Source organism: Granulicella sp. 5B5 (assembly GCF_014083945.1).
GTDB lineage: Bacteria > Acidobacteriota > Terriglobia > Terriglobales > Acidobacteriaceae > Granulicella.
Genome location: NZ_CP046444.1, coordinates 1,946,993 through 1,969,714 on the forward strand (window position 1 = coordinate 1,946,993; position 22,722 = coordinate 1,969,714).

Consider the following 22,722-nt stretch of genomic DNA (forward strand, 5'->3'; position numbering starts at 1 on the left):
TATTCTGACCCTCGCTATGAGTGAATCCACTGCCCCCGCCGCGGTTGAGACCGCAGAACCCACTAATGCTCCCGACCCGAAGCTGCTCGCCATGGACATTCAGCAGATCATGGCGCTGATCCCGCACCGCTATCCGTTCCTGCTGATCGACCGCATCGTCGAGATGGAGCGTAAGGTGCGCCTGGTCGCCATCAAGAATGTGACAGCCAACGAGCCGCAGTTCACCGGCCACTTTCCCGACCATCCGATCATGCCGGGCGTGCTGACGATCGAGGCGATGGCGCAGGCTGGCGCGGTGCTGCTGCTCAGCGAGATCGCCGACCGCGAGAATAAGCTGGTACTGTTTACCGGCATCGACGAGGCGAAGTTCCGCCGCCCGGTGACGCCGGGGGACCAGCTACGGATTGAAGTCGAGACGATCCAGTGGAGTTCCCGGATGTCGAAGATGAAGGGCACTTGTCTGGTGAATGGCAAGGTCGCGGCGCAGGCCATCATCACCTGCCAGATTGTGCCGCGGGCGCGCAAAGGCGCCGAAGGCACAACGGAACCAGCCGGAAGCGGAGAGTAGCGCGTGAGTATCCACTCCTCGGCGAGCATCCATCCAACGGCGATTGTGTCCGAAGGCGCGGAGATCGCGCCGGGCTGCGTGATTGGCCCCTACTGCACGGTGGGGCCGAACGTGGTGCTGAATGAGGGCTGCGAACTGGTCTCGCATGTGGTGCTGGACGGCCACACCACGTTTGGCAAGCGCAACAAGGTCTGGTCGTTCGCGTGCCTGGGCATTGCGCCGCAGGACCTGAAGTATGCCGGTGAGCCGACGCGGCTGGAGGTCGGCGATGAGAACCAGATCCGTGAGTACGTCACGATCTCGCGCGGGACGGCGGGCGGTGGCGGTGTAACGAAGATCGGCAGCGGCTGCCTGATTATGGCCTACGTGCACATCGGGCATGATTCCGTGATCGGCAACGGCTGCATTCTGCCGAACGGCGCTACGCTGGCAGGCCATGTCACAGTAGAGGACTACGCCACGTTGAGCGCCAACGCCCCCGTGCACCAGTTCTGCACGATTGGGCGCTATGCGTACATCGGCGGTGGGACGACGATCACGCAGGACGTTCTGCCCTACTCGCTGACCAGCGTAGAGCGCAACAACCATGCCTACGGTATCAACAAGGTGGGCCTGGCGCGCAAGGGCTTTACGCCCGAAGAGCTGCGCGAGCTGAACGTCGCGATGCGCCTGCTGACCAGCGGCAAACGCAACACCACCCAGGCGCTGGAAGAGATCAACGACATGTTGGAGAGCGGCGGGGGCAGTGAGCATGTGCGCTACCTGGCGGAGTTCGTGAAGAAGAGCGAGCGGGGCGTGGTGAAGTAGACTGGCTGCAATGCCTACCGTGTTGAGAATTGGGCCCTACAGGTTCTTCTTTTACGCCGACGAACGACAGGAACCGCCACATATCCATGTGGTAGCTGCCGAAAAGGAAGCCAAGTACTGGCTGACGCCGATACACCTTTCATGGAACGACGGCTTTCGATCCGGCGAGCTCAAGAGCGTTGAAGATATCATTGAAGCGAACCTAGAATTGTTCCTAGAGGTGTGGCATGGCTTCTTCCATTCTTGATGATCGACTCATCCCGGTTGAGGTCGAGGTTAATGAAGTCACGATTCACGTTCGCTTCAGCGGCGGCCTTCAGATCGATGCCCCTGTCTCACCCTTCCCTCGGCTCGCCAACGCTCAACCTGAACAACGTCTTCGATGGCAACTAAATGGGCGTGGTTACGGCATTCATTGGCCCGATGTTGACGAAGATATATCTGTGCCGGGGCTGTTGAAGCTTGTTGGCAAAGAGTACGGATCTGCACTCTCCGATGTCGCCTAGCCTCGGTCTCATCGCCGGTAACGGGCGCTTCCCGTTTCTGCTGCTGGACGCGGCGCGGGCGCATGGGTTGCGCGTTGTCGTCGCCGCGATCAAGGAAGAGACCGATCCAGAGATGGATGCGCGCGCTGCCGCCGATCCGGAGCACATTCGCGTGCACTGGCTTTCGCTTGGCGAGCTCTCCAAACTCATCGAGACTTTTCAGCGCGAGGACGTGACGCGGGCCGTGATGGCCGGGCAGGTGAAGCACAAGCAGATTTTTTCGAGCATACGGCCGGACTGGCGGCTCGCGAAGCTGCTGCTGAACCTGCGCACTCGCAATACCGACATGCTGCTGGGCGCGATAGCCAGGGTGCTCGAAGACGAGGGCATCACGCTGATCTCCTCGACGGCTTATCTTGAGCCGATGCTCGCACCCGCAGGCGTGCTGACGCAGCGCGCGCCCGACGAGACCGAGCGCGCCGATATCGAGTATGGCCTGCGCGTGGCGCGCGGTGTCGCGGGGTTCGATCTCGGGCAGACGGTCGTCGTTGCCGCCGGAGCCTGCGTCGCCGTAGAGGCCATGGAGGGTACCGACGCCACCATCGCGCGCGCCGGGGCGCTCTTTCGCACGCTGGAGGACGCCGGAGACACCACGCTCGCCCGCAGGCTGACCGTGGTGAAGGTCGCCAAGCCCAACCAGGACATGCGCTTCGACGTGCCGGTCGTCGGTGTGCCCACGATCGCGGCCATGCGCGAGGCCGGCGCCACCTGCCTGTGCATTGAGGCCGGACGCACGCTGCTCTTCGACCGCGAGGCGATGGTCACCGCCGCCGATGCTGCCGGAGTTGCGGTGCTTGGCGCAGCGATTGTCACCAAATTGTAAAAACCCGGCGTCTCGTAAAGATACGGATGCCCGCCATAACGCGCCGCGCGTAGGATGAGAGACGATAGCTGTAACGCATACTGAACGACCAAGGAGATTTCGGATGACTCGTACTCGCGCAATTGCAATGGGCATGGCTGGCACGCTGGCGGGCGCGCTGGCGCTCTCGCTTCCAATGGCCGCCGCAGCTCCCGCGCCGGAGATGGCCGCCATCGGCGCGAAGGCACCGAACTTTTCGCTGCCCTCGCAGGAGGACAAGCTCGTCAGCCTGAAGGACTACAAGGGCAAGTGGGTCGTGCTCTACTTCTATCCCAAGGACATGACCACAGGCTGCACCATCGAGGCCCACAACTTCCAGCGCGACCTGCCGAAGTATGACGCGGCCAACGCGGTGGTGCTCGGTGTCTCGTTCGACACGGTTGAGAGCCACAAGACGTTCTGCACGAAGGACTCGCTGACGTTCAAGCTGCTGGCCGATCCGGACCACAAGGCGATCGACGCCTATGGCGTGCCCTTCAAGGGCATGGGCGACAACCACTATGCGCAGCGCACCACCTTCCTCATCTCGCCCAAAGGCAAGATCGTGAAAGAGTGGGACGTGAAGGACATCCAGGACCACAGCGCCGAGGTGCTGGCCGCCATCGACTCGATGAAGTAGAACGTCTACAGGCTCTGCTCGTTTTCAACCGCAAAAATGCCCGGGCCTCCGAAGAGGGTACCGGGCACTTTTGCTTGCCTAATGGTTGAGGGCTAAGAAAACTACTTCTTTGCCGGAGCCTTCTTGACGGCCTTCTTCACAACAGCCTTCTTGACGGCCTTCTTCGCGGGAGCCTTCTTGACGGCCTTCTTCACAACAGCCTTCTTGACGGCCTTCTTCGCAGGAGCCTTCTTTACAGCTTTCTTTACAGCTTTCTTGGTTGCCAAGGTCTTACCTCTCATAGTTGATTTTTTACTGCTGGTGCCCTTGTTGCCGACTGCCTTTTTCTTGGCAGACTTACCGCCGCGCAGAGCACCGGACTTCTTCGCGGCAGAACTTGAAACCTTCTTCGCAACCGCCTTCTTGGCGGGCGATTTCTTTACAGCCTTCTTGGCCGGAACCTTCTTCGCAGCTTTCTTGGTTGTGACCGCCTTTGCCACGGTCTTTTTCGCGGGAGCTTTCTTTGCAGGAGCTTTTTTCACGGCTTTCTTTGCGGGAGCTTTTTTCACAGCCTTCTTTGCAGGAGCTTTCTTGGCAGGGGCCGGAGGTGCGGGTGCCGGCTCGGGCGGCACGGAGAGATGCGTGGGCGGCTCGTACGGCTCGGCGGGGGTCGAGGGCGGCGCGTAGAGCTCAGCCTGCTCGGAGTGTTCTACGACGGCCAGCGTGAACTCCTCCTCTTCATCCTCGTCGTCGTCGATGCCTTCATCGAACTCACGGGCGTCGTCAAAGGCATCGTCATCGAATCCGGCGGCGTACATCTTGATTGTCTCTTCGTCGTGAAGCATGAATGTTCTCTCCGAGCTTGCTATCGATTTCGGTCCCCGTAGTGCCTGATCAACAACCTTTACTCTTTGCTCGGTGCGTTGCGCGCTCAACTGCTAGCGCACACTGCGCACGGATGTTAGAGACAGAATTACGCCGCGCGCGTGGAAATAGCAAGCATCTTTTTTGGTGCAACGTAGTTTTTTTTGTAGCGCACGATTCGATATCTGTGCTCGCATCATCCGTTCGTCCATGTCGGCTCTCAACGCGCACGCTTCTTCCCGCTCGATCGCTTCGCTGCACCACTGCGTTTCGCGCTTGTGTGATCCTTCGACGAGCCGCTATGCACGCTGGTGTGCGAGCTTCTACGGCTATGTCTTCCACGGGCCGCGCGGCTGGTGGGCGCCAGCCGGATCGGCTCGGATACATACAGCGAATGCCCCGGCGCAACGCGGCTGGACTTAAGGTGGTTCCACTCGCGCAGCTGCTCCACCGTTACGCCGAAGCGGTCCGCGACCGTGACCAGCGTATCGTTGCGGCGCAGCGTGTAGCGTTGCGATCCGCGGAATGTCGGGCTGGCCGCCACCGGCACCACCAGCTCGTCGCCTTCTTCAATTGGCTGGGCTGGCTTCAGTTCGTTGAACTCCGCGATCTCGCTGGCGTGCGAGTGCATCGTGTCCGCGATCTGGTCCAGCGTCTCGCCGGCCTTCACCACATGGAACCGCCAGCTCGCGCGGTGCTCCTCCGGGATGTTCTGCAACCGGTCCTTGTACTCCTGCAGTGTGCCGGAAGGGATATGCAGGTCATACGGAATATCGTTCGGCGTGGAGAGCCGCAGCAGCGCCGGGTTCAGCGCCACGATGTCGGCCACGGTCGAACCGGTAAGGTCCGCCACCAGCCTCAGGTCGATCGCGTAGTCAGTCGTGACCGTATCGAAGGTGACGGCCGGGTCCGGCGTCACATCGGTGAGTCCGTATTGCTGCGGGTTGTGCGCCATGATGACGGCGGCGATCACGCTGGGGATGTAGGCCTTGGTCTCAGCCGGCAGGTCGGCGCGGCGATACAGCTCCCAGTAGTCGGCGTACCCGGTGCGGGCCACTACGTGCTGCACACGGCCCGGACCCCAGTCATAAGCCGCCATCGCCAGGTACCAGTCGCCGAACTGCGAGTAGAGATACTTCATGTACTTCGCGTAGGCGATCGTGGACTTGACCGGGTCGAAGCGCTCATCGAAGTAGCCATTGCGCGCCAGGCCATAGTTGCCGAACGGCATGAACTGCCACATACCACCCGCGCCGGAGCGGCGATTGAGCACCTGTGGCTGAAAGCCGGACTCCGTAATGGCCTGGTAGATGAGGTCCTGCGGCACACCGTTGTCGGCGAGGATCTTCTGGATCATCGCCTTGTACTTGCCGGCGCGCTCCAGCGAGTGGACAAGGTGCGCATGCAGGGTCGGCTTGTTAGCGAAGGCGTCGATCCAGCCGCTCACATACTCGTTGTTCACCAGGGGCAGGTCGGAGGTGGTCGTCTTCAGCTCGGCGGTGACCCTGCTGACCAGCGCGGCATCGGGCGCGAAGGTGACGTCGTTGGCGGCATCGACCGGCGCCTCTTCCACCTTGGGCGAGAAGCCGTTGCCCTGCTTGAGCGCCACCAGCTCCAGCGAGTTGATCCGCGAGAGCAGTTGATCGAACTCATCGGCCAGCTGCGGATCGTTTTTCAGGTCCATGCCGCTGGAGAGCATGCCGTCCACGGCGGAGTCGAAGTCCATGCGCGCGGCGTCGAGCTTGTTCGCGTTGTAGTCGTCCACACCAGCGTGATAACTGGCCTCAGTCTTGTTGATGAGGTCCTGCACCTTCTGCGCGTAATCCGCTGCGGCCTGCTGCTGCGCGGCGTCCTGCACAGTCTGCGACACGCTCTGCGGCGTGCCGCCGAGAAACGTCTTGGCCTGCGCGCGCGGAGTGGCTGCCGCAGCAACCAATACAAGCGCCGCCAGACCCAATCCAGGCCCGCCGCGATGAAATAGGGAGGTGTTTTCGCGTCTCGACATCAACCCTTTCATTGTACGGGTTGGACGGACGCCAACACAGCTTTGTCTGCCGATGGTCGAGCACAGCCACGTACTGTTTCCTCATGCAGATGCGAAATCCACTTGAGGGTATATCGACGGCGGTTGATCAAAACGAGAGCGGCGGCAACGGCCTTCGCGCCCCGCACAGGGTGTTAGCCTAGTGGTTGAAGGATTTTTCGCCTTAACGGAACGTAGAACCCCCAAGCATGGACCCCAAGTACATACGCAACTTCGCGATCATCGCGCACATCGACCACGGCAAATCGACGCTCTCCGACCGCCTGCTGGAGCTGACCGGCTCGCTGACCCAGCGCGAGATGCAGGCCCAGGTGCTGGACGCCATGGACCTCGAGCGCGAGCGCGGTATCACGATCAAGGCCCACACCGTCCGCATGATGTACACAGCCAGCGACGGCCATCTCTATCAGCTCAACCTCATCGACACGCCCGGCCACGTGGACTTCAGCTATGAGGTCTCGCGCTCGCTCGCTTCGTGCGAGGGCGCGCTGCTGGTCGTCGATGCGTCGCAGGGCGTCGAGGCGCAGACGCTCGCCAACGCCTACCTCGCCATCGCGGGCGGGCTGGAAATTCTGCCAGTCATCAATAAGATCGACCTGCCCAGCGCCGACATCGAGCGTACCAAGGCGATGATTGAAAAGTCCGTCGGGCTGCCTGCCGACGACGCCGTCTGCGTGAGCGCCAAGACCGGCCTCAACGTCGCCGACATCCTCGAAGCGGTCGTGATGCTGCTGCCGCCACCCAAGGGCGATGCCGAAGCGCCGCTGCAGGCGCTCATCTTTGATTCCTGGTTCGACGCGTACCGCGGCGTCATCGTGCTCGCCCGCATCATCAACGGCCGTCTGCGCAAGGGCGACAAGATCAAGATCATGTCCAACGGCCGCCAGTTCGACGTAGAGAGCATGGGCGTGATGACTCCCAAGCCCGTGGCGCTCGAAGAGCTGAGCGCGGGCGAGGTCGGCTTCTTCGTCGCGACCATCAAGAACGTCGCGGACACCAAGGTCGGCGACACCATTACCCACGTCGACCGCCCCTGCGCCGAGCCGCTGCCTGGCTTTGAAGACATCAAGAGCATGGTCTTTGCCGGTCTCTACACCGTGGACTCGCACGAGCACGGCATGCTGCGCGACGCGCTCGAAAAGCTGCGCCTGAACGACGCCAGCTTCAACTTCGAGCCCGAGTCCTCGGTCGCGCTCGGCTTCGGCTTCCGCTGCGGCTTCCTCGGCCTGCTGCACCTCGAAATCATCCAGGAGCGGCTGGAGCGCGAGTACGGCCTCGACCTCATCATCACCGCGCCCGGCGTGCAGTACAAGATCACCCTAACCGACGGCAGCGTCGTCACGGTCGACAACCCATCTCGCTGGCCCGACCCCAGCGAGATCGAACAGATCGAAGAGCCTTTCATCCTCGCCAAGATCCTCACCAACGAGGAGTACGTCGGCGGCATTCTCAAGCTCGTCGAAGACAAGCGTGGCCGCCAGCAGAACATCGAGTACGTCTCCGAGACGCGCGTGATGCTGACCTATGAGCTGCCGTTGAATGAGATCGTCCTCGACTTCTACGACAAGCTGAAGTCGGTCTCGCGCGGCTATGCCTCGCTGGACTACCACCTCGCCGGCTCGTGGATCTCGCCCATGGTGAAGATGGACATCCTCATCGGCGGCGACCCCGTCGATGCGCTGTCAGTCATCGTGCACCGCGACTCCGCCTACGACCGCGGCAAGGCGCTGGTCGAAAAGATGCGCGAGCTGATCCCGCGGCAGATGTTCGAGGTCGCCATCCAGGCCGCCATCGGCTCGAAGATCATCGCGCGCTCCACGGTCACGGCCATCCGCAAAAACGTTATCGCCAAGTGCTACGGCGGTGACATCAGCCGCAAGCGCAAGCTGCTCGACAAGCAGAAGGAAGGCAAGAAGCGGATGAAGCGCATCGGCAAGGTGGACATCCCGCAGGAGGCGTTCCTGGCCGTGCTGAAGGTGGGTGAGGAGTAAGCATCCCTCGCGCCCCATTCCAAAATGGGAGGGAGCAGGGGCCTTAAGGCCCCTGACTTCAGGCAGTGGAAGATGGGGCTTTAGCCCCGGGCCTTATGCTGAACACCATGCACCGTGCCCCCCAAGAGCTACGCACTTATTTCCTCACTATCGTCACCGCCCAACGCCGCCGCCTGTTCCAAGTCACTGCCACCGCAGAGCTCATGCGCGACACCCTCTTCCATTACCGCGACGAGGGCAAGTATGCACTCCACGCCTACGTCGTTATGCCGGACCATATCCATCTCTGCCTAACGCCTGCTCCGGACATCTCCCTCGAAAAGTCAATGCAATTCATCAAGGGCGGCTTTTCCTTTCGACTAAAGAGCAAACTCGATGTCTGGATGCGTGGCTACAACGAAGCCCAGATTCGTACTCCTGAAAAATTTTCGGCTTGCCGCCGCTATATCGAAGACAACCCTGTCCGCAAACATCTTTGCGAAGCGCCTCTTCTATACCTGTATTCGTCGGCCGATGATCTACGCATTGATCCTGCACCCGAACACCTCCGGGGCTAAAGCCCGATCCTGGGCGCGGCTAGTTCAGGGGCCTGAAGGCCCCTGCTCCCTCCGTGAACCTCAAACAGTCGTGCCATCGGCGTCACGTATGCGTGGAAACGGAAACTCCACCACTTCGGAGAACCCTCATGCCCTGCGTCCTCCAACCTGTACCGCTGGGATCGTTGTCGTGATCGCTCTACTTTGGTGGCGCTGCTCCACGCAGTCTGCGGTTCATCGGCTCGGAGAAGAACCTCGCCGTCACCCAGCCCAGAACCGCGCAGCCTAGCAGTAGCGCGGCCAGCCATAAGCCCAGCGGCCCGCGGTGCCACTTGAAGTACAGCGCCGTGAAGCCGATCACCAGAAACTCGTGCGTCAGATACACCTCATAGCTGTGTCTTCCGAACCAGCGCACCGGCGCCGTCCACAGGCTGCCCTTGGCACTATGCGGACCGGCTCCATGCAATCCCGCACCCAGCATCACCAGGCACGTGCCCACCGGCAGAACCGTGTTGTAAAGCCCAGTGTGCGCGATGAACCGCATGAAGTGCCACGGCGGCCACACCGCGATCAGCAGCATCATCGCAGCGCCCACCACCTGCAACGCAACGGCGAGCGCAAGGGTCTGCCTGCCACTCCCGCGCCGCCACAGCCAGTCGGCCAGCAGAGCCGTCAGGCATCCCAGCGCAATCGCATCCATGCCGCCGAGGTACGACTTCTCGCGCCATATCGGATGCCCCGCCGTCCAGATCGTCCGCGCGAACGGCCCCATCGCAACGAACGCCAACAGCAGCGCAATGAAGACCGGCCGCCCGCGCCGCCGGTGCAACAGTGCCACGCACACCAGCGGGAAGAAGAGGTAGAACATCTCCTCCACCGAGAGCGACCACAGCACGTCCCAGTTAGCTGCCAGGTAGCCGTGCATGCCTTCGAGCCAGTTCAGATGAAACGTCAGCGCCGCAAACAGTGCGCGCGGCAGCGTCGCCACCTTAGCCGGGATGACAAACCCCGGCACGCGCGCCAGGTGCAGCACACTCAGCACCGCCAGCTCTAACAGCAGCAGCGGAGCAATCCTCGCAAACCGTATGCGATAGAAGCGCCCCGGCTGCATCGCACCCAGCGATCCGAAGCGTCGCAGCGAGGTCAGCGTAATCAGGAAGCCCGAGATCGCGAAGAAGACCGTAACGCCTTCGTCGCCGTTTCTGAACAGGAAGTCGAACAGCCGCTCCGGCATCCACGGAAACTGCAACAGCGACACCTTGCCATCGTGCATCCGTATCCAGAAGTGCAGCAGGATCACCGACAGGATCGAGACGCCGCGCAGGATGTCGACACCATCCATGCGGCGCACTACAGGCTTGGGCTGTTCACTGGAAAGCACAGGTCTCCATGCTACCCGCGCGAAGTTCCTGCAACGATAACGACACAGGTTCTCACCAAAGAGCAGTTCTCACCAAAGAACAACGGAGGCCCGAAGGCCTCCGTTGCTGTCTTCCATCTGCCCTGTTCTTACTTGGAGGGCGGCGTGGCCGGGCGGCGCGCTGGCACCGGGGCCGACGGCGGCGGGGCCGCAATGCCGGACACCTTGTTGTACGCATTCACCACAGCCTGCGTGATGTCCGTCTCCGGCAGCGCCCACAGGACGGGGTTGGCGGCCTGCTGGTTGCCGCCCACGTTCAGCAGCAGCGTAAAGCCGTTGGCCTGCACATACTTCACAGCCTCGCCACCGACCTTCTGCGCCACCTTGCCGTACGCTTCCTGCAAGTCGCTCTGGTAGGAGTTCTGCGCATCTTCCGCATCGCGCTGCAGGTTCTTCTCCTTAGTGTCGATGTTCTTGATCAGCGTCGCGCGCTGGTCGTCGGGAGCGTTCGCCGGCAGCGCCTGCAGCTGCGCCTTCAGCGTATCCACTTCCTTGGCCTGCGTATCGATCTGGCTCTTCTTCGGCTCGTACTTCTTCTGGATGTCGGCCACAGCTCGCTGGCCTTCATTGGTGCGGACCACCGCCTCCTCAAAGGCGATGATGGCGATCTTGGCGGGTACAGCCTGGGGAGCAACAGCGGCCGCGGCAGGTGCTGCAGCCGGAGCCTGAGCTGCGAGGGTGGACGTAGCGAGGCCTGCGGCCAACGCCGTAGCAAATACAAAGATGCGCTTCATTGGGTGTGTGAGACTCCTTACAAGCATCCGGCTTTCCGGAATAAAAGATTTCGGCTAGGTCGCTTCACTGCACAGGTAACGTTTCGCCAACGTAGACCATCTATATAGACGGTCTGCATCCAACGATGTCTGTCCGTGCCGAAACGAATACGGCCGCACCTTCCTCCGCCCGAGGTACAGTGCCTGCGGCTCTTTTCCTTAGTTTTGAGACAAAGGTAGAAGTGCAGGCGCGAGAGGACAGTCGGCTAGCTGCGATTATAGGAAAGCCCCGTTAGACGGTCAATGCGGTCAAGCTGGCTCCCGGCCGGCAACAACCCAACCTCAACATCACAAAGCCGCTCTGACTTCTTCAAAAATCCGGAGAGCGGCACATACAATCCTCCATATTTTGGGGACACCACCCGTCTGTCCGGTGGCTTTTCGCTGAAAACAAAGCATTCCCAGTTTGGTACGGAGATTGCTCTATGTATCTGTGTTCGAGCTTTGGTCAGTCCCCGAAAGGGAAGCCTGGCGAGAATCCTCGGTTTTGAGGGCGTCTGTAAATCTTTCGATAAGGTTTGCAAATCGACGCTCCTGGTGACAGACGCGTCCCAAGAGACGCGCTCCCTTCTCAACCGGGCGAGGTACGACTCAGGAGGCCAGTGACTGGCCATTCAAGCTGCTGAGGGCCATCTTCCGGGGAGGGGAGATGGCCCATCGGCTCGTTCAGGGGCAAAATTTCGGGCGCGGACTTCTTAAAACACCCCCGCTTTACTCTCCCTGGAACCAGCGCCGGTGCGATGCCTCAAGACATTTGCTTGCACTTCCCCCCTGCCGGGCGTACTATCAGGTTGTTCGGCAGCCAGCGTTTCGCTTCAGGCCGTGAGTCGTCCGGCGAGGTGAGCGAACGCAGAAGCCCCGAATCAACCGCTTGAAACGGTGTCGCAGACAGATTGAGTTGGGGCTGTAGCGCCTTCAAGACCAAGCTTCTCCGCTGTCCACAGTTGACGAGACGACCATGACCGCAGGTAGTTAGAGGACACGCTCCACCGCACCGGCTTAGCTGGTACAGTGTTGGCTATCCTGCAAAACAACCGGCGGCGGATACTGGGGCGCAGCGGCAATGGCTCTATGCAGAGTAGGCATTTCGTACCGGTTGCAGGGATGAAGTTCGTTTGCAGGGACCAGGAGCCGCCAGAGTCCTGCCCGCAGACGCAGTACGAACAAGGCACGTAAGCAGGCCGTGCGCGGGGTGCAGCGGACGGGCCGTGACAACAGGGAACTCCACGCCGGCGGCTTGCCGGGGAAGAGTTTCTACCCAACCCGGCAACAGGCAGCAAGGCTGCGCCGGAGACCGATGTACCCAAAACTTTGAGCCAACGCTTGAGAGTGCAATTGACTGGATCGCTTCGAGAGATACACCGTTCGCAGACGCTGGGCGTCGCGACGCGGTTGCTCCTTTGTCGCGAAACCGTCTCAGGCACCCAATTGCAAGGGGAAACCACAGCACCATGTCAGAGCAGAATGCAGTAGAGACGCCGTCGTACAACGCGGCGGAGGATTTTGACGGAGCCAGTTACGGCGACGGAGACTACAACAACGCGGAGTTCGACTCCGGCGATAGCGACGGCCCGCCTGCCCCAGGCACTGGGCAGAGCAAGAGCAGCCGCCGCCGTCGGCGCAAGCGCAAGAACAAGCTCGCCGGAGACAGCGCTCCCGCAGCCGATGGCGCATCGGCCGCCGCACCCGTTGTGATGGAAGGCGAGAGCCTAGCCCTGGCTGCCTCCGCTGCACCTCAGAGCAACAATCAGGCCAGCAATCCGACCAACAATCAGCCCCGCAAGCAGGCCAACAACCAGCAGGGACAGCAGAACGGCCAACCGCAGGGACAGGGCGGCAAGCGCTGGAAGAAGAAGTTCCGTGACCGGGAGCGTCGTCCCGGCGGCGGCGGTGGCCGCAACGAGAACCCTGGCAACGACTTCCGCGCCGACAACAACAACGGCAGCAATGGCAGCGGCTACAACGGCGGCTATCGCCAGAACTCGCTGCCCGACAACTTCGGCAACCAGATCAACGGCTTCAAGCGCAAGAACAAGGGCGGCCAGCAGAAGGACCGCGGCTTCGTGGGCCCCATGGATCACAGCTACCGCGATGCCTCGGCTGACTTCAACGGCGCGCCTCCGTCGACGATCCAGCTGCACGGCAGCGGCCGTCGCGGCGGGCACCGCCACCACGGCGACTCGCAGCCAATCGACCACTCCATGCCGCGCCCTGTACCCATCCCTGAAGGCGCGCAGACCCACATCTACTTCTTCATCGAAGAGCTCTTCTTCCAGGCAAAAATTCAGGAGACCGCGAAGAAACTCGGCGTGAAGGTGGCCTTCATCAAGAACGACAAGGACGCCGTCGCCGAGCTCATCGACAGCGAAGAGAACAGGCCCGCGCTCATCGTCTTCGACCTGAACAACGCGAACGCCAAGCCCATGACGCTGATCCCGAAGCTCAAGTCCAAGCTGAAGAAGTCGGCCTCCATTATCGGCTTCCTCTCGCACCTGCAGGGAGACCTGAAGGCCAAGGCCACCGAAGCCGGTTGCGACGTCGTGATGCCCCGCGCCGCCTTCAGCCAAAACCTCCCCAACCTCCTGCGCCGCTACGGCGTGGAGGAGGCGGAAGAGATCAACTACAACTACTAGTGCGTCTCGTCACAAACCAGAGAGCGCCTGTTCGGTCATCGAATAGGCGCTCTTTCTCTTCGGGCCCTCTCTCTGCATCCAAACAAGTGAGGTACGAAACCATGCCAACCACTCATCACTCCGCCGCCGCTGAACGCCATCTGCAGGCGGCCCACGCTCACGAGGCCGCTGCCGCTTCGCACAACATGAACGACCATTTGCGCGCACATGAGCAATCGAAGCTCGCCTACGAGCACTCGATCGAGGCCCATCGGCAGACCGAGCACATCGCAGAAGAAGAGGCTAAGGCAGCCGCTAAGAAGTAGCGAACTGCAACACAAAGGGAGCGGCGATGCATTCGCCGCTCCCTTTTATGTTGCACTCAGCTCAGGCGCCAAAAACCTCGTGGTCCATGTAAGCGTTGCGGAACTTCCCTTGCGGGTCGTACTCCTTCACCATGGCTTTGAAGGCGCCAAGCTTCGGGTACTCCGCATCGAGCGTCGCAGGCGGCATCGTATACACCTTCGCCCAGTGTGGCCGCGGATGGAACGGCGCGAGCTTCGCTTCGATCAGTGGCAGCACCGCATGCACCGCGTCCGGCTCAGGCTTCCACGTAAAGTGGATCGCCATGGATTCGCGCCCATGCGCCATGCTGAGCCAAAGGTCATCGGCGGCAATTGTGCGCAGCTCTGTGATGAACAGGTGCGGCGAGATGTGATCGCGCAGCTCCTCTACCGCGCGGATCGCCGCGTATCCATGCTCGCGCCCCACGAAGTATTCGGTCTGGATCTCGCGCCCGCTTGACGGCGTGAAGTTCATGCGGAAGTGCGGCATCCGCTCATACCACGGCCCCGGGATGCCCATTTGCTCCGTGCACGGCTCCGCGTCATGGCCCGGCACAGGATGCAGCTTCTTGGTCTGCACCGTCGCACCGTAGAACTCCTTCGGCAGCGTCGCCGGATCATCCGGATGCACGCGGCTCTTGATCCACACCTGCCCGATGCGATGGTGCTGCCAGTCGGTGAACAGGCTCGTGCTGTAGCCACTCGCAAAGATCGCGTCGAGGTTGTGCTCCAGCTGGTCCATCGACAGGTTCTCGTACACCACCTGCCGCATCTGGAACGTCGGCTCCACGCGCAGCGTCACCTTCGTCGCCACGCCCAGCGCGCCCAGGTTCACCACCGCGCCGAGAAACCTGTCGCCATCCCTCTCGTGCGACAGCGTCACCACCTTGCCGTCGGCCGTCACCATCTCCAGCCCCACCATCGCCGTTGAAAGGTTCCCATTGCGCGGCCCTGACCCATGCGTCGCCGTCGCGCACGCGCCCATCACCGAGATGTGCGGCAGCGACGCCAGGTTGTGCAGCGCATACCCCTGCGCATCGAGCCACGGAGCCAGCTTGCCATACGTCACACCCGCGCCCACGGTCACCGTCTTCGCGGCCTTATCCACGGTCATGGTATCCAGCGCCTTCACCGAGATCTGCGCGTCATAGCTGTCCGCGATGCCGTTGAACGAGTGCCGCGACCCCAGCGCCCGCAGCTTCGCATGGCTCATCACCGCGTGCTGTACCTCCTCGACGGTCTTCGGCTCCAGCAGCTCCTTCGCGTGAAACGTGTAGTTACCCGCCCAGTTCGTGCGCGGCTCCGCACTGCCCTGCGCGAACGCAAGGTCGCCGACGAGGCTCGATGCCAGAAATGCACCCGTAGTCTTCAAGAACTCCCTCTTGTTCATCGTAATCTCCGCGACCGCGATGGCCACTGCTTGGCGGTCGGGGAAGTGTAAACGATTCGCGCGCACGCTTGTCATCGTCGCTGGCGGACCGGCCTCGCCTGCTGCACAATGGAACCGTGACCACCGCGAAGAAATCGCCCGACGCCACCTCCCTGCCCCGCTGCACCTGGGCCCAAAACGACCCCATGATGCGCCACTACCATGACGCCGAGTGGGGCGTGCCCGAGCACGACAGCCGCGCGCTATGGGAACTGTTGATGCTCGAAGGCTTTCAGGCCGGGCTCTCTTGGTCCATCATCCTGCGCAAGCGCGAGGGCTTTCGCAAAGCGTTCAAAGGATTCGACCCAAAGAAAGTCGCGCGCTTCACCGAGGCAGACATCGAGCGCCTGATGCAGGACGAGGGCATCGTCCGCGCCCGCGCCAAGATCGTAGCCACCATCGCCGGCGCGCGGATCTACCTCGCCATGCAGAAGGCCGACGAAGACTTCGCCGATTATGTCTGGAGCTTCACCAAGGGCAAGTCCGTGCACGACTCCTGGGACCAGACCGGCCCCATCCCCGCCAAAACTCCGCTTGCCGAGATCGTCTCCAAAGACCTGAAGAAGCGTGGCTTCAAGTTCTGCGGCCCGGTCATCGTCTACTCCTGGCTGCAGGCAGCGGGCATCGTCAACGACCACGCAACAGCGTGCTTTCGCCGCAAGGCCGTCAAGCGCAGCCCGCTCTAGCTGCCCACATAGGGGTTCGGCGTACCCGGCGTTCCGACGGGGGGCGGCGGCGGATTCTCCGGCCGCTCCGGCAACACAACGCGTGGCGCGTCGACACCGTGCATGGGAATCTGCCCGCCGCGAAGCCCGGCAAGAATCTGCGTCTGGAAGTCATTCGATGCACCCGGGTTGTTGGGCAGGAAGAGCGTATTGGTTCCCCCACGCGTTCCGATATCGCGCAGCGTGTCGAAGTACTGCGTCAGCAGCACCAGCGCCATAACCTCGCCGGCAGAGGTGTTCGGAACGCCCTGCTGGAAGTGCTCGATCGAGGCGGAGAGGCCGTCGATGATCGCCTGCCGCTCGCGCGCGATACCGTTGCCCTGCAGCGCCTTCGACTCCGCTTCGGCCTCAGCCTGCTTTACCTTCAGGATCTTCTCTGCCTCGCCGCGCGCCTGCGCCGCAACCTGCGCGCGCTGCGCCGCGTTGATGTCGTTCATCGCGGTCTTCACCTTGATGTCCGGGATGATGTCCGTCACCAGCGCGGTAAGAATGTTGAAGCCGAACCCGCTCATGATCTGGTCCAGCTCGTTCTTCACCGCCACTGAAATCCCCGACTGCTGCTCGAACGTCTCATCCAGCGTCAGCTTCGGCACATGCCCCAGGATCGAGTTGAACACGAAGCTCTCAATCTGCTTCTGCGGGCTCGACAGCTTGTAAAACGCATCGGCAATCTTGTCATCCAGCACCTGGTATTGCACGCTCACCGGGATCTGAACGAACACGTTGTCGTGCGTCTTGGTCTCCACCGAGAACTGCGCCTGCTTCACCATCAGGTCGACAAAGTACACGCGCTCGGCGAATGGCATCAGCAGATGCAGCCCCGGCCGCGTGATGCGAACGAACTTGCCAAAGCGTTCCACCACACCCGCTGTAGCGGTGCGCACGGTATAGTACGTCTTCGCAATCAGAATCAGAACAAACAGCGCAGCGACAAGCAGCAACAACAAAACCGGCGTCATAGATGCGTCTCCAATACGAGCCTAAGCATATACCGCCGCCGCGCACGGCCTGCATGAATTCGAGAAATCTCGCTAACCGCACACGCACTGCTGCTCATCTGCGCCAAAATCATTGATAGCAACGTCTCCCAAGTACAGCCTACACAGGAGCCCTCCATGCAGCGTCTCAGCCGTCTCGCGCAAGCCAGCTTCGCCGTCTCTCTCTGCCTCGCCGCCCCGCTCCTCGCGCAGACGCCCTCGCAGCCCACGCCGCCCGTCTCGCTCCCCGCAAATCTCCCTGTACTCTCCGCAGCCGAGCAGGCGCGGCTCGACCCGCTGCTCATGGAAATCGACATCCCGCGCCTTCGCGCGCTCTACGCCGCGCACAAGCTCACCGTCACGCAGGTCACGCGCTGGTACATCACCCGCATCGCGCGTTACGACGGCATCTATCGCGACGTGCAGACCGTCGACGCCACCGGCGCGCTCGCCATCGCCAAACACGAAGACGCCAACCACTCCACCCCGCATGGCCCGCTCTGGGGCGTCCCCATGGTCATCAAAGCCAACACCGCCATCCAGGGCCTCCCCGACACCGACGGCTGGGCCGGCTTCGCCATCCCCGGCCATGAGTTCATCGCGCCCCGCGATGCCACCGTCGTCGCCCGCCTCCGTGCCGCAGGAGTCGTTATTCTCGGCATCACCAACATGCCCGACTTTGCCGCCAGCGACACCAACCGCTCCACCGCCTTTGGCCGCACCGGCAACGCGTATGACGTCCGCTTTTCTCCCGGCGGCTCCTCCGGGGGCACCGTCACGGCAGTCACCTCGAACGAAGCCGTGCTTGGCACCGGCACCGATACTGCCAACTCCATCCGCATGCCGTCGGGCACCAGCTCCGTCGTCGGCCTGCTGCCCACGCGCGGCCTCACCTCCATCGCCGGCATCGCGCCGCTCGACTGGCTCCGCGACAACACCGGCCCCATCTCCCGCAACGTCACCGACGTCGCCATAGCCCTCGGTGTGATGGCCGGTGAAGACCCGCTCGACTTCCGCACAGAAGGCTCCGCGCAGAAAGCCCAACCCGGTCCCTACACGCAGTACCTCAAGAAGGACGCGCTCAAAGGCAAACGTTTCGGCGTCCCCGCCTTCATCCTCGCCACAGCTACCAGCGACTACCGTGGCCGCTCCAACGGCATGCAGCCCGAGACACGCGCCATGCTGATGCAGACACTCGACCAGCTCCGCGCCGCCGGCGCCACCATCGTCATCGACGACAACCTGCTGCCTGCATCCTTCCTCGAGCTCATCCGCAAGGTCGACACACAGCCCTATCGCAAGGACGGAGCCGACCAGTGGCTCGCCGCCTTCGGCCCCGCCGAATACCACACCGGCGCCGAGTACGAAAAAGCCACCGGCCAGCCCATGCCGCCCGTCTTCACCGGCGCGCCGCGCAGGCCGTCACCTGACACGCCTCCACAGACCGTCCTCAAGACTGACCCCAACGCCGACAAAAACTTCTTCGGCCCGCAGCGCGAAGCCCTCGCCGCCTACAACGACACCCTCACAAAGTTCCACCTCGACGGCCTCGTCTACCCCAGCGCCCAGATGCCTCCGCCCGACGAGACCATGCCGCAAAACGGCCAGCTCTCCGGCGGCCCACACTCCGCCACCGGCTGGGTCAACAGTATCGGCATCCCGGCCATCGTGGTGCCCGCAGGCTACTATCCCAACGGCCTGCCCTTCGGCCTCGAAATCGACACACGCCAGTGGCACGACGGCGACCTGCTCGGCTACGCGTATGCCTATGAGCAGGCCACCCACCTCCGCAAACCACCCGTGCTTGTAGAAAAGGGCCTGCTGCCGATCCCGCAGTAGACCCTTCCCTTCAACACAAACAGCCGCTACACAAACCGCACGCGTAGCGCCACGCCAATCGCCGCCGTCGCCGGCTTCTCGCCCTTCAGCGTCACGCGCAAGCCGCTGCCGTCGTGGACAAACTTCAGCGGCTCCTCCTGCCCCAGCATGCGTACATCCATGGCCTTCATCGGCTTCTGCGGCCCATCCAGCGCCAGCGACGCGATCTTCGCCACGCCGTCCTCCGGCCATCCCATCACGAACGCATACAGCGTCTCGCCCTTCGTCGTAAACCTCACGTCCGTTGCACCAAGGTCCGGCTTCTTGCCCTCATTCGGATCGAACTTCGTCGGGTCCGTCTTGATGACCACCTTCGTCGAAGGCCCTTCGCCGTACACCTTCCACGGCCGCGTCGCATAGATCCCCTCGCCGTTCGTGCGCGTCCACGCCGTAATGCCCTCCAGGATCTTGAACTCCTCAGCATCCGGCATGCCCGTCGCCGGCAGTGGGATATTCAGCATCAGGTTGCCGTTCTTGCTCACAATGTCCACCAGCATGTCGATCACCTTCTTCGGCGACTTGTACTTCGCACCCAGCTTGTAGTGCCACTGGCCGATGCACGTGTCCGTCTGCCACGGGTTCGGATCGATATCGCCCAGCACGCTGCGCTCATGGTCCATCGTGCAGCTCGCGCCGTTGATGCAGTCCGACTCCGTCTTGCTGAAGTACACCGTGCCCGGCTGCCCATGCGGAGTCTTCGGGCCCACGTTGTACAACTCCGCCACGGTGCCCAGCCCATACTGGTCGAACGGAATCCCGCCATCCGTATACAGCAGATCCGGCTGGTGCTGATCGATCAGGTCCTTCACGCGATTGAAGTACTGCTGCTTCCACCAATCGGGCGCATCGCGTCCCATCGGGTCTTTCAGAATCGTCTTCGCAAAGTCCGCGGGCTCGCCCGAGTAGTCGTGATACAGGTCCGCATACGCCTTATCCTGCCCGTCATACGGCACACCCGCATACGGCCCCTTCGTGTCCGCCAAGTGCGACGGCGCAAACCAGTCAAAGCTGTTCGAGAGGTGCTCGCTCACGCCGAACCGTATCCCGCGCTTGCGCGCCGCCGCCGCCCACAGCCCCACGATGTCCTTCTTCGGGCCACTCGCCACCGCGTTCCACCGCGGCTGATACTTCGAGTCCCACATGTCGTAGCCGTCATGATGCACGCCCATCGAGAAGAAGTACTTCGCCCCGGCCTTCTGATACAGATCCATCAGGTGTTCCGGGTCCCACTCGCTCGCCGTAAACAGATGGATCAGGTCCTTGTATCCCACCTTCGACTGCGGCCCGAACCGCTTCAGGTGGTACTCATACTGCGGGGACCCCTCCATGTACATGTTGCGCGCATACCAGTCGCCATCACCCACCGCCGACTGCGGCCCCCAGTGCGCCCATATGCCGAACTTCGCATCTGCAAACCACTCCGGAATCCGGTAGCTCTCCAGCGATGCCCGCGCATCTGTAAACCTTCCCGGCGTCACACTCTGCGCCAGCGCACCCACGCCCCGCGTTGCCAGCGCGCCGGCCGCAGCCACCCCGCCCATCATTCTCAGTGCCTGCCGACGCGTCGTCTTCATCTCTGCCATGCCGAATTCTCTCCCTGAAAGTAAGCGCTAACTGCGAACCGCCTGAGCGACCACTATAGTGCCTCACCGCACGCTTAGGGAAGGAATCTGAAAATTAAGCCGTGCGCCCCCGCGCCTGCAGCTCCAGAAAGCACTGGATCAAGCTCACCGCCGCCGGCGTCACACCCGCAATCCGGCTCGCCTGCCCCAGCGTCGACGGCCGCACTCGATCAAGCTTTTCGACCATCTCGCGCGAAAGCCCACTGCATCCTCGATAGTCGAACCACTCTGGAATGGCGCGTGCCTCATCCCGCCGCAGTCGCTCCATGCTCCGCTGCTGCTGTGCGAGATATCCTGCAAACTTGATGCCCGTCTCCACGGTCTTCATCTCGTTCCGCACCCACGCCGGCACGCGAGCAAACTCCACAGCCTCCATCGCCGCAATCCACGGAGCCAGTTCGACGACAGCACGCATGCGCTCCGTCAACACCAGCAGCAACGACTCAATCGTCACCTCAGGCCGCTTCAACAACTGCCCATAGCGCTCGCCCTTCACAAAGCTGAAGCCCGCTTCTGCCAGCAACGGCAAGTCAGCCTCACTGACCTTCGCGCTCTCGATCATCGCCGCAAACGCCGCACCCCGCGCCTGCTTGGCCTCGAACGCAGCCCACGCCGCATCGTCAATCAGCCCCAGACTGCGTCCATGCGGACTCAGCCGCGCATCGGCGTTATCAATCCGCAGATGCAGCCGGAACTCCGCCCGCGACGTAAACATCCGGTACGGCTCGTCGGTCCCCTTCGAGATCAGATCATCAATCAGGATGCCCGTGTAAGCCTCCGTCCGATCGAGCGTGAACTCCTCACGCCCAGCAGCATCTTCTATTCCCTGCTCCCTACTCCCTACTCCCTGCAGCGCACGCGCAGCGAGCGCTGCATTGATCCCCGCCATCAATCCCTGGCACGCAGCCTCTTCATACCCGCTCGTGCCGTTGATCTGCCCGGCCAGATACAGCCCATCAAATTTCTTGACGCGCAGCGTGCGGTCCAGCTCCGTCGGGTCGATCGCGTCATACTCAATCGCATATCCCGGCCGCAGCATCTCCGCATTCTCCAGCCCTGGGATCGACCGCACCATCGCCGCCTGCACCTCCATCGGCAGGCTCGTGCTCATGCCGTTGATGTAGACCTCATGCGTGTTCAACCCTTCAGGCTCCAGAAAGAACTGATGCGAAGTCTTGTCCGGAAAGCGCACGATCTTGTCCTCAATCGAAGGACAGTACCGCGGCCCAATCCCTTCAATCTGCCCCGTGTACATCGGCGACCGGTGCACGTTCTCGCGAATCAGTTGCAGCGTTTTTGGCGTCGTCGTCGCAATGTGGCAGCTGATCTGCCGCAGCGGCGGCGTCCATGTAGCCTCGCCATTCTTCGGCGCGCTCCTAAAACTGAACGGCGTCGGGTCGTCATCCCCCGGCTGCGCTTCAAACCTCTCCCAGTCAATCGTGCGTCCATCCAGCCGAGGCGGCGTCCCGGTCTTCAGCCGCGTCTCGCGCAACCCCAGCTTCTTCAGGCTCTCGCCCAGCAGCACGCTCGCGGGCTCACCACTTCGCCCGGCTGTGTACTGCTGCTCACCGCAATGGATCAGCCCATTTAAAAACGTTCCCGTCGTCACCACGACAGCCTTCGCCCCAATCACGCGCCCATCGCGCAACTTCACGCCAACAATGCGAGGCCTCTCTACTCCCTGCTCCCTATTCCCTACTCCCTCGTCGATCGCCAGATCGACAACCTCCGCCTGCTTGATAAACAGGTTCGCAATCGACTCCAGCTTCTCGCGCATCTTCGTCCGGTAGAGCGCCTTGTCGCACTGCGCCCGCGGAGACCACACCGCTGGCCCGCGCGACGTATTCAGCAGCCGAAACTGGATGCCGCAGCTATCGGCTACCTCGCCCATAATGCCACCCAACGCATCCACCTCGCGCACCAGGTGCCCCTTCGCCACACCACCAATCGCCGGATTGCAAGACATCTGCGCAATCAGATCGAGGTTCAGCGTAAACAGCGCCGTCCGCAGTCCCATGCGCGCAGCAGCAGCCGCGGCCTCGCACCCCGCATGCCCCGCACCGACTACCAGCACATCGAACTGTTCTGAATACGCCATCCCTTCTATTCTAGCGATTCACAGCCTTC

General features: G+C 62.1%; 20 protein-coding genes. 12 read left to right on the forward strand and 8 right to left on the reverse strand.

Annotation, left to right across the window (positions count from 1 at the left end):
* Nucleotides 1–16 precede the first annotated feature (16 nt).
* The 6 genes from fabZ (at nt 17) to GOB94_RS08185 (ending at nt 3,401) form a co-directional block, all read left to right on the forward strand.
* On the forward strand, nt 17–568 hold the full coding sequence (gene fabZ / locus GOB94_RS08160; RefSeq protein WP_182278312.1) for a 3-hydroxyacyl-ACP dehydratase FabZ: 552 nt from the start codon (nt 17–19) through the stop codon (nt 566–568).
* Nucleotides 569–571: 3 nt separating this feature from the next.
* Nucleotides 572–1,375, forward strand: a complete 804-nt coding sequence (gene lpxA / locus GOB94_RS08165; protein WP_182278313.1) for an acyl-ACP--UDP-N-acetylglucosamine O-acyltransferase — start codon at nt 572–574, stop codon at nt 1,373–1,375.
* 10 nt (nt 1,376–1,385) lie between these two features.
* Nucleotides 1,386–1,622 (forward strand): DUF4160 domain-containing protein, encoded by a 237-nt coding sequence (locus tag GOB94_RS08170; protein WP_182278314.1) that lies wholly within the window; start codon nt 1,386–1,388, stop codon nt 1,620–1,622.
* Nucleotides 1,603–1,881, forward strand: coding sequence for a DUF2442 domain-containing protein (locus GOB94_RS08175; RefSeq protein WP_182278315.1), 279 nt, complete (start codon nt 1,603–1,605; stop codon nt 1,879–1,881). The genes GOB94_RS08170 and GOB94_RS08175 overlap by 20 nt, the downstream gene beginning before the upstream one ends.
* On the forward strand, nt 1,871–2,743 hold the full coding sequence (gene lpxI, locus GOB94_RS08180; protein WP_182278523.1) for a UDP-2,3-diacylglucosamine diphosphatase LpxI: 873 nt from the start codon (nt 1,871–1,873) through the stop codon (nt 2,741–2,743). Before GOB94_RS08175 ends, lpxI begins: the two co-directional genes overlap by 11 nt.
* A gap of 103 nt (nt 2,744–2,846) precedes the next feature.
* Nucleotides 2,847–3,401 carry a peroxiredoxin gene (locus tag GOB94_RS08185; RefSeq protein ID WP_182278316.1) on the forward strand — a complete coding sequence of 185 codons (555 nt, stop codon included), beginning with the start codon at nt 2,847–2,849 and terminating at the stop codon, nt 3,399–3,401.
* A gap of 101 nt (nt 3,402–3,502) precedes the next feature.
* Here GOB94_RS08185 and GOB94_RS08190 read toward each other — a convergent pair whose 3' ends face one another.
* Together GOB94_RS08190 and GOB94_RS08195 are read right to left on the reverse strand one after the other, a co-directional pair.
* Complete coding sequence (locus tag GOB94_RS08190; protein WP_182278317.1) at nt 3,503–4,225, reverse strand: hypothetical protein; 723 nt, start codon at nt 4,223–4,225, stop codon at nt 3,503–3,505.
* 239 nt (nt 4,226–4,464) lie between these two features.
* Complete coding sequence (locus tag GOB94_RS08195; protein WP_255484362.1) at nt 4,465–6,249, reverse strand: lytic transglycosylase domain-containing protein; 1,785 nt, start codon at nt 6,247–6,249, stop codon at nt 4,465–4,467.
* A 227-nt stretch (nt 6,250–6,476) separates the two neighbouring features.
* Between GOB94_RS08195 and lepA the strand changes: the two genes are divergently transcribed.
* Nucleotides 6,477–8,279: a translation elongation factor 4 gene (lepA, locus tag GOB94_RS08200; RefSeq protein WP_182278319.1), complete on the forward strand. Its 1,803-nt coding sequence runs from the start codon at nt 6,477–6,479 to the stop codon at nt 8,277–8,279.
* Between the two features lie 95 nt (nt 8,280–8,374).
* Entirely contained in the window at nt 8,375–8,836 is a 462-nt protein-coding gene (locus GOB94_RS08205) for a transposase (protein ID WP_255484363.1), read from the forward strand.
* A 178-nt stretch (nt 8,837–9,014) separates the two neighbouring features.
* On the opposite strand, the gene GOB94_RS08210 is transcribed toward GOB94_RS08205, so the two are convergent.
* Nucleotides 9,015–10,196: an acyltransferase gene (locus GOB94_RS08210; RefSeq protein ID WP_255484364.1), complete on the reverse strand. Its 1,182-nt coding sequence runs from the start codon at nt 10,194–10,196 to the stop codon at nt 9,015–9,017.
* A gap of 128 nt (nt 10,197–10,324) precedes the next feature.
* Nucleotides 10,325–10,969 (reverse strand): OmpH family outer membrane protein, encoded by a 645-nt coding sequence (locus GOB94_RS08215; RefSeq protein ID WP_182278320.1) that lies wholly within the window; start codon nt 10,967–10,969, stop codon nt 10,325–10,327.
* 1,490 nt (nt 10,970–12,459) lie between these two features.
* Here GOB94_RS08215 and GOB94_RS08220 point away from each other — a divergent pair.
* Both GOB94_RS08220 and GOB94_RS08225 read left to right on the forward strand, forming a co-directional pair.
* A complete protein-coding gene (locus GOB94_RS08220; protein ID WP_182278321.1) occupies nt 12,460–13,641 on the forward strand; it encodes a response regulator in 1,182 nt (393 codons plus the stop codon).
* 101 nt (nt 13,642–13,742) lie between these two features.
* Nucleotides 13,743–13,946 carry a hypothetical protein gene (locus tag GOB94_RS08225; protein WP_182278322.1) on the forward strand — a complete coding sequence of 68 codons (204 nt, stop codon included), beginning with the start codon at nt 13,743–13,745 and terminating at the stop codon, nt 13,944–13,946.
* 61 nt (nt 13,947–14,007) lie between these two features.
* Here GOB94_RS08225 and GOB94_RS08230 read toward each other — a convergent pair whose 3' ends face one another.
* Complete coding sequence (locus GOB94_RS08230; RefSeq protein ID WP_182278323.1) at nt 14,008–15,354, reverse strand: FAD-binding protein; 1,347 nt, start codon at nt 15,352–15,354, stop codon at nt 14,008–14,010.
* A gap of 116 nt (nt 15,355–15,470) precedes the next feature.
* Between GOB94_RS08230 and GOB94_RS08235 the strand changes: the two genes are divergently transcribed.
* Nucleotides 15,471–16,079 carry a DNA-3-methyladenine glycosylase I gene (locus GOB94_RS08235; protein WP_346265651.1) on the forward strand — a complete coding sequence of 203 codons (609 nt, stop codon included), beginning with the start codon at nt 15,471–15,473 and terminating at the stop codon, nt 16,077–16,079.
* On the opposite strand, the gene GOB94_RS08240 is transcribed toward GOB94_RS08235, so the two are convergent.
* Nucleotides 16,076–17,077, reverse strand: a complete 1,002-nt coding sequence (locus tag GOB94_RS08240; RefSeq protein WP_182278324.1) for an SPFH domain-containing protein — start codon at nt 17,075–17,077, stop codon at nt 16,076–16,078. The two genes, GOB94_RS08235 and GOB94_RS08240, sit on opposite strands and share 4 nt — an antisense overlap.
* A gap of 156 nt (nt 17,078–17,233) precedes the next feature.
* On the opposite strand from GOB94_RS08240, the gene GOB94_RS08245 reads away from it, so the two are divergent.
* The gene (locus tag GOB94_RS08245) at nt 17,234–18,934 is read left to right on the forward strand and encodes an amidase (RefSeq protein ID WP_182278325.1); all 1,701 of its coding nucleotides are present in this window, start codon (nt 17,234–17,236) and stop codon (nt 18,932–18,934) included.
* 26 nt (nt 18,935–18,960) lie between these two features.
* Here the strand turns inward: GOB94_RS08245 and GOB94_RS08250 are convergent, their stop codons facing one another.
* Both GOB94_RS08250 and mnmG read right to left on the reverse strand, forming a co-directional pair.
* Nucleotides 18,961–20,556 carry an alpha-L-fucosidase gene (locus tag GOB94_RS08250; protein ID WP_255483746.1) on the reverse strand — a complete coding sequence of 532 codons (1,596 nt, stop codon included), beginning with the start codon at nt 20,554–20,556 and terminating at the stop codon, nt 18,961–18,963.
* 94 nt (nt 20,557–20,650) lie between these two features.
* Nucleotides 20,651–22,693, reverse strand: a complete 2,043-nt coding sequence (gene mnmG / locus GOB94_RS08255) for a tRNA uridine-5-carboxymethylaminomethyl(34) synthesis enzyme MnmG (RefSeq protein ID WP_182275489.1) — start codon at nt 22,691–22,693, stop codon at nt 20,651–20,653.
* Nucleotides 22,694–22,722 lie beyond the last annotated feature (29 nt).

Excerpts from the sequence above, each read along its gene's own strand:
- fabZ (WP_182278312.1), top strand. The coding sequence starts at position 17 with ATGAGTGAATCCACTGCCCCCGCCGCGGTTGAGACCGCAGAACCCACT.
- GOB94_RS08190 (WP_182278317.1), bottom strand. The coding sequence starts at position 4,225 with ATGCTTCACGACGAAGAGACAATCAAGATGTACGCCGCCGGATTCGAT.
- GOB94_RS08205 (WP_255484363.1), top strand. The coding sequence starts at position 8,375 with ATGCTGAACACCATGCACCGTGCCCCCCAAGAGCTACGCACTTATTTC.
- GOB94_RS08215 (WP_182278320.1), bottom strand. The coding sequence starts at position 10,969 with ATGAAGCGCATCTTTGTATTTGCTACGGCGTTGGCCGCAGGCCTCGCT.
- GOB94_RS08230 (WP_182278323.1), bottom strand. The coding sequence starts at position 15,354 with ATGAACAAGAGGGAGTTCTTGAAGACTACGGGTGCATTTCTGGCATCG.
- GOB94_RS08250 (WP_255483746.1), bottom strand. The coding sequence starts at position 20,556 with ATGGCAGAGATGAAGACGACGCGTCGGCAGGCACTGAGAATGATGGGC.
- GOB94_RS08225 (WP_182278322.1), top strand. The coding sequence starts at position 13,743 with ATGCCAACCACTCATCACTCCGCCGCCGCTGAACGCCATCTGCAGGCG.
- GOB94_RS08185 (WP_182278316.1), top strand. The coding sequence starts at position 2,847 with ATGACTCGTACTCGCGCAATTGCAATGGGCATGGCTGGCACGCTGGCG.
- GOB94_RS08240 (WP_182278324.1), bottom strand. The coding sequence starts at position 17,077 with ATGACGCCGGTTTTGTTGTTGCTGCTTGTCGCTGCGCTGTTTGTTCTG.
- lpxI (WP_182278523.1), top strand. The coding sequence starts at position 1,871 with ATGTCGCCTAGCCTCGGTCTCATCGCCGGTAACGGGCGCTTCCCGTTT.
- lepA (WP_182278319.1), top strand. The coding sequence starts at position 6,477 with ATGGACCCCAAGTACATACGCAACTTCGCGATCATCGCGCACATCGAC.
- mnmG (WP_182275489.1), bottom strand. The coding sequence starts at position 22,693 with ATGGCGTATTCAGAACAGTTCGATGTGCTGGTAGTCGGTGCGGGGCAT.
- GOB94_RS08245 (WP_182278325.1), top strand. The coding sequence starts at position 17,234 with ATGCAGCGTCTCAGCCGTCTCGCGCAAGCCAGCTTCGCCGTCTCTCTC.
- GOB94_RS08195 (WP_255484362.1), bottom strand. The coding sequence starts at position 6,249 with ATGTCGAGACGCGAAAACACCTCCCTATTTCATCGCGGCGGGCCTGGA.
- GOB94_RS08170 (WP_182278314.1), top strand. The coding sequence starts at position 1,386 with ATGCCTACCGTGTTGAGAATTGGGCCCTACAGGTTCTTCTTTTACGCC.
- GOB94_RS08175 (WP_182278315.1), top strand. The coding sequence starts at position 1,603 with ATGGCTTCTTCCATTCTTGATGATCGACTCATCCCGGTTGAGGTCGAG.
- GOB94_RS08220 (WP_182278321.1), top strand. The coding sequence starts at position 12,460 with ATGTCAGAGCAGAATGCAGTAGAGACGCCGTCGTACAACGCGGCGGAG.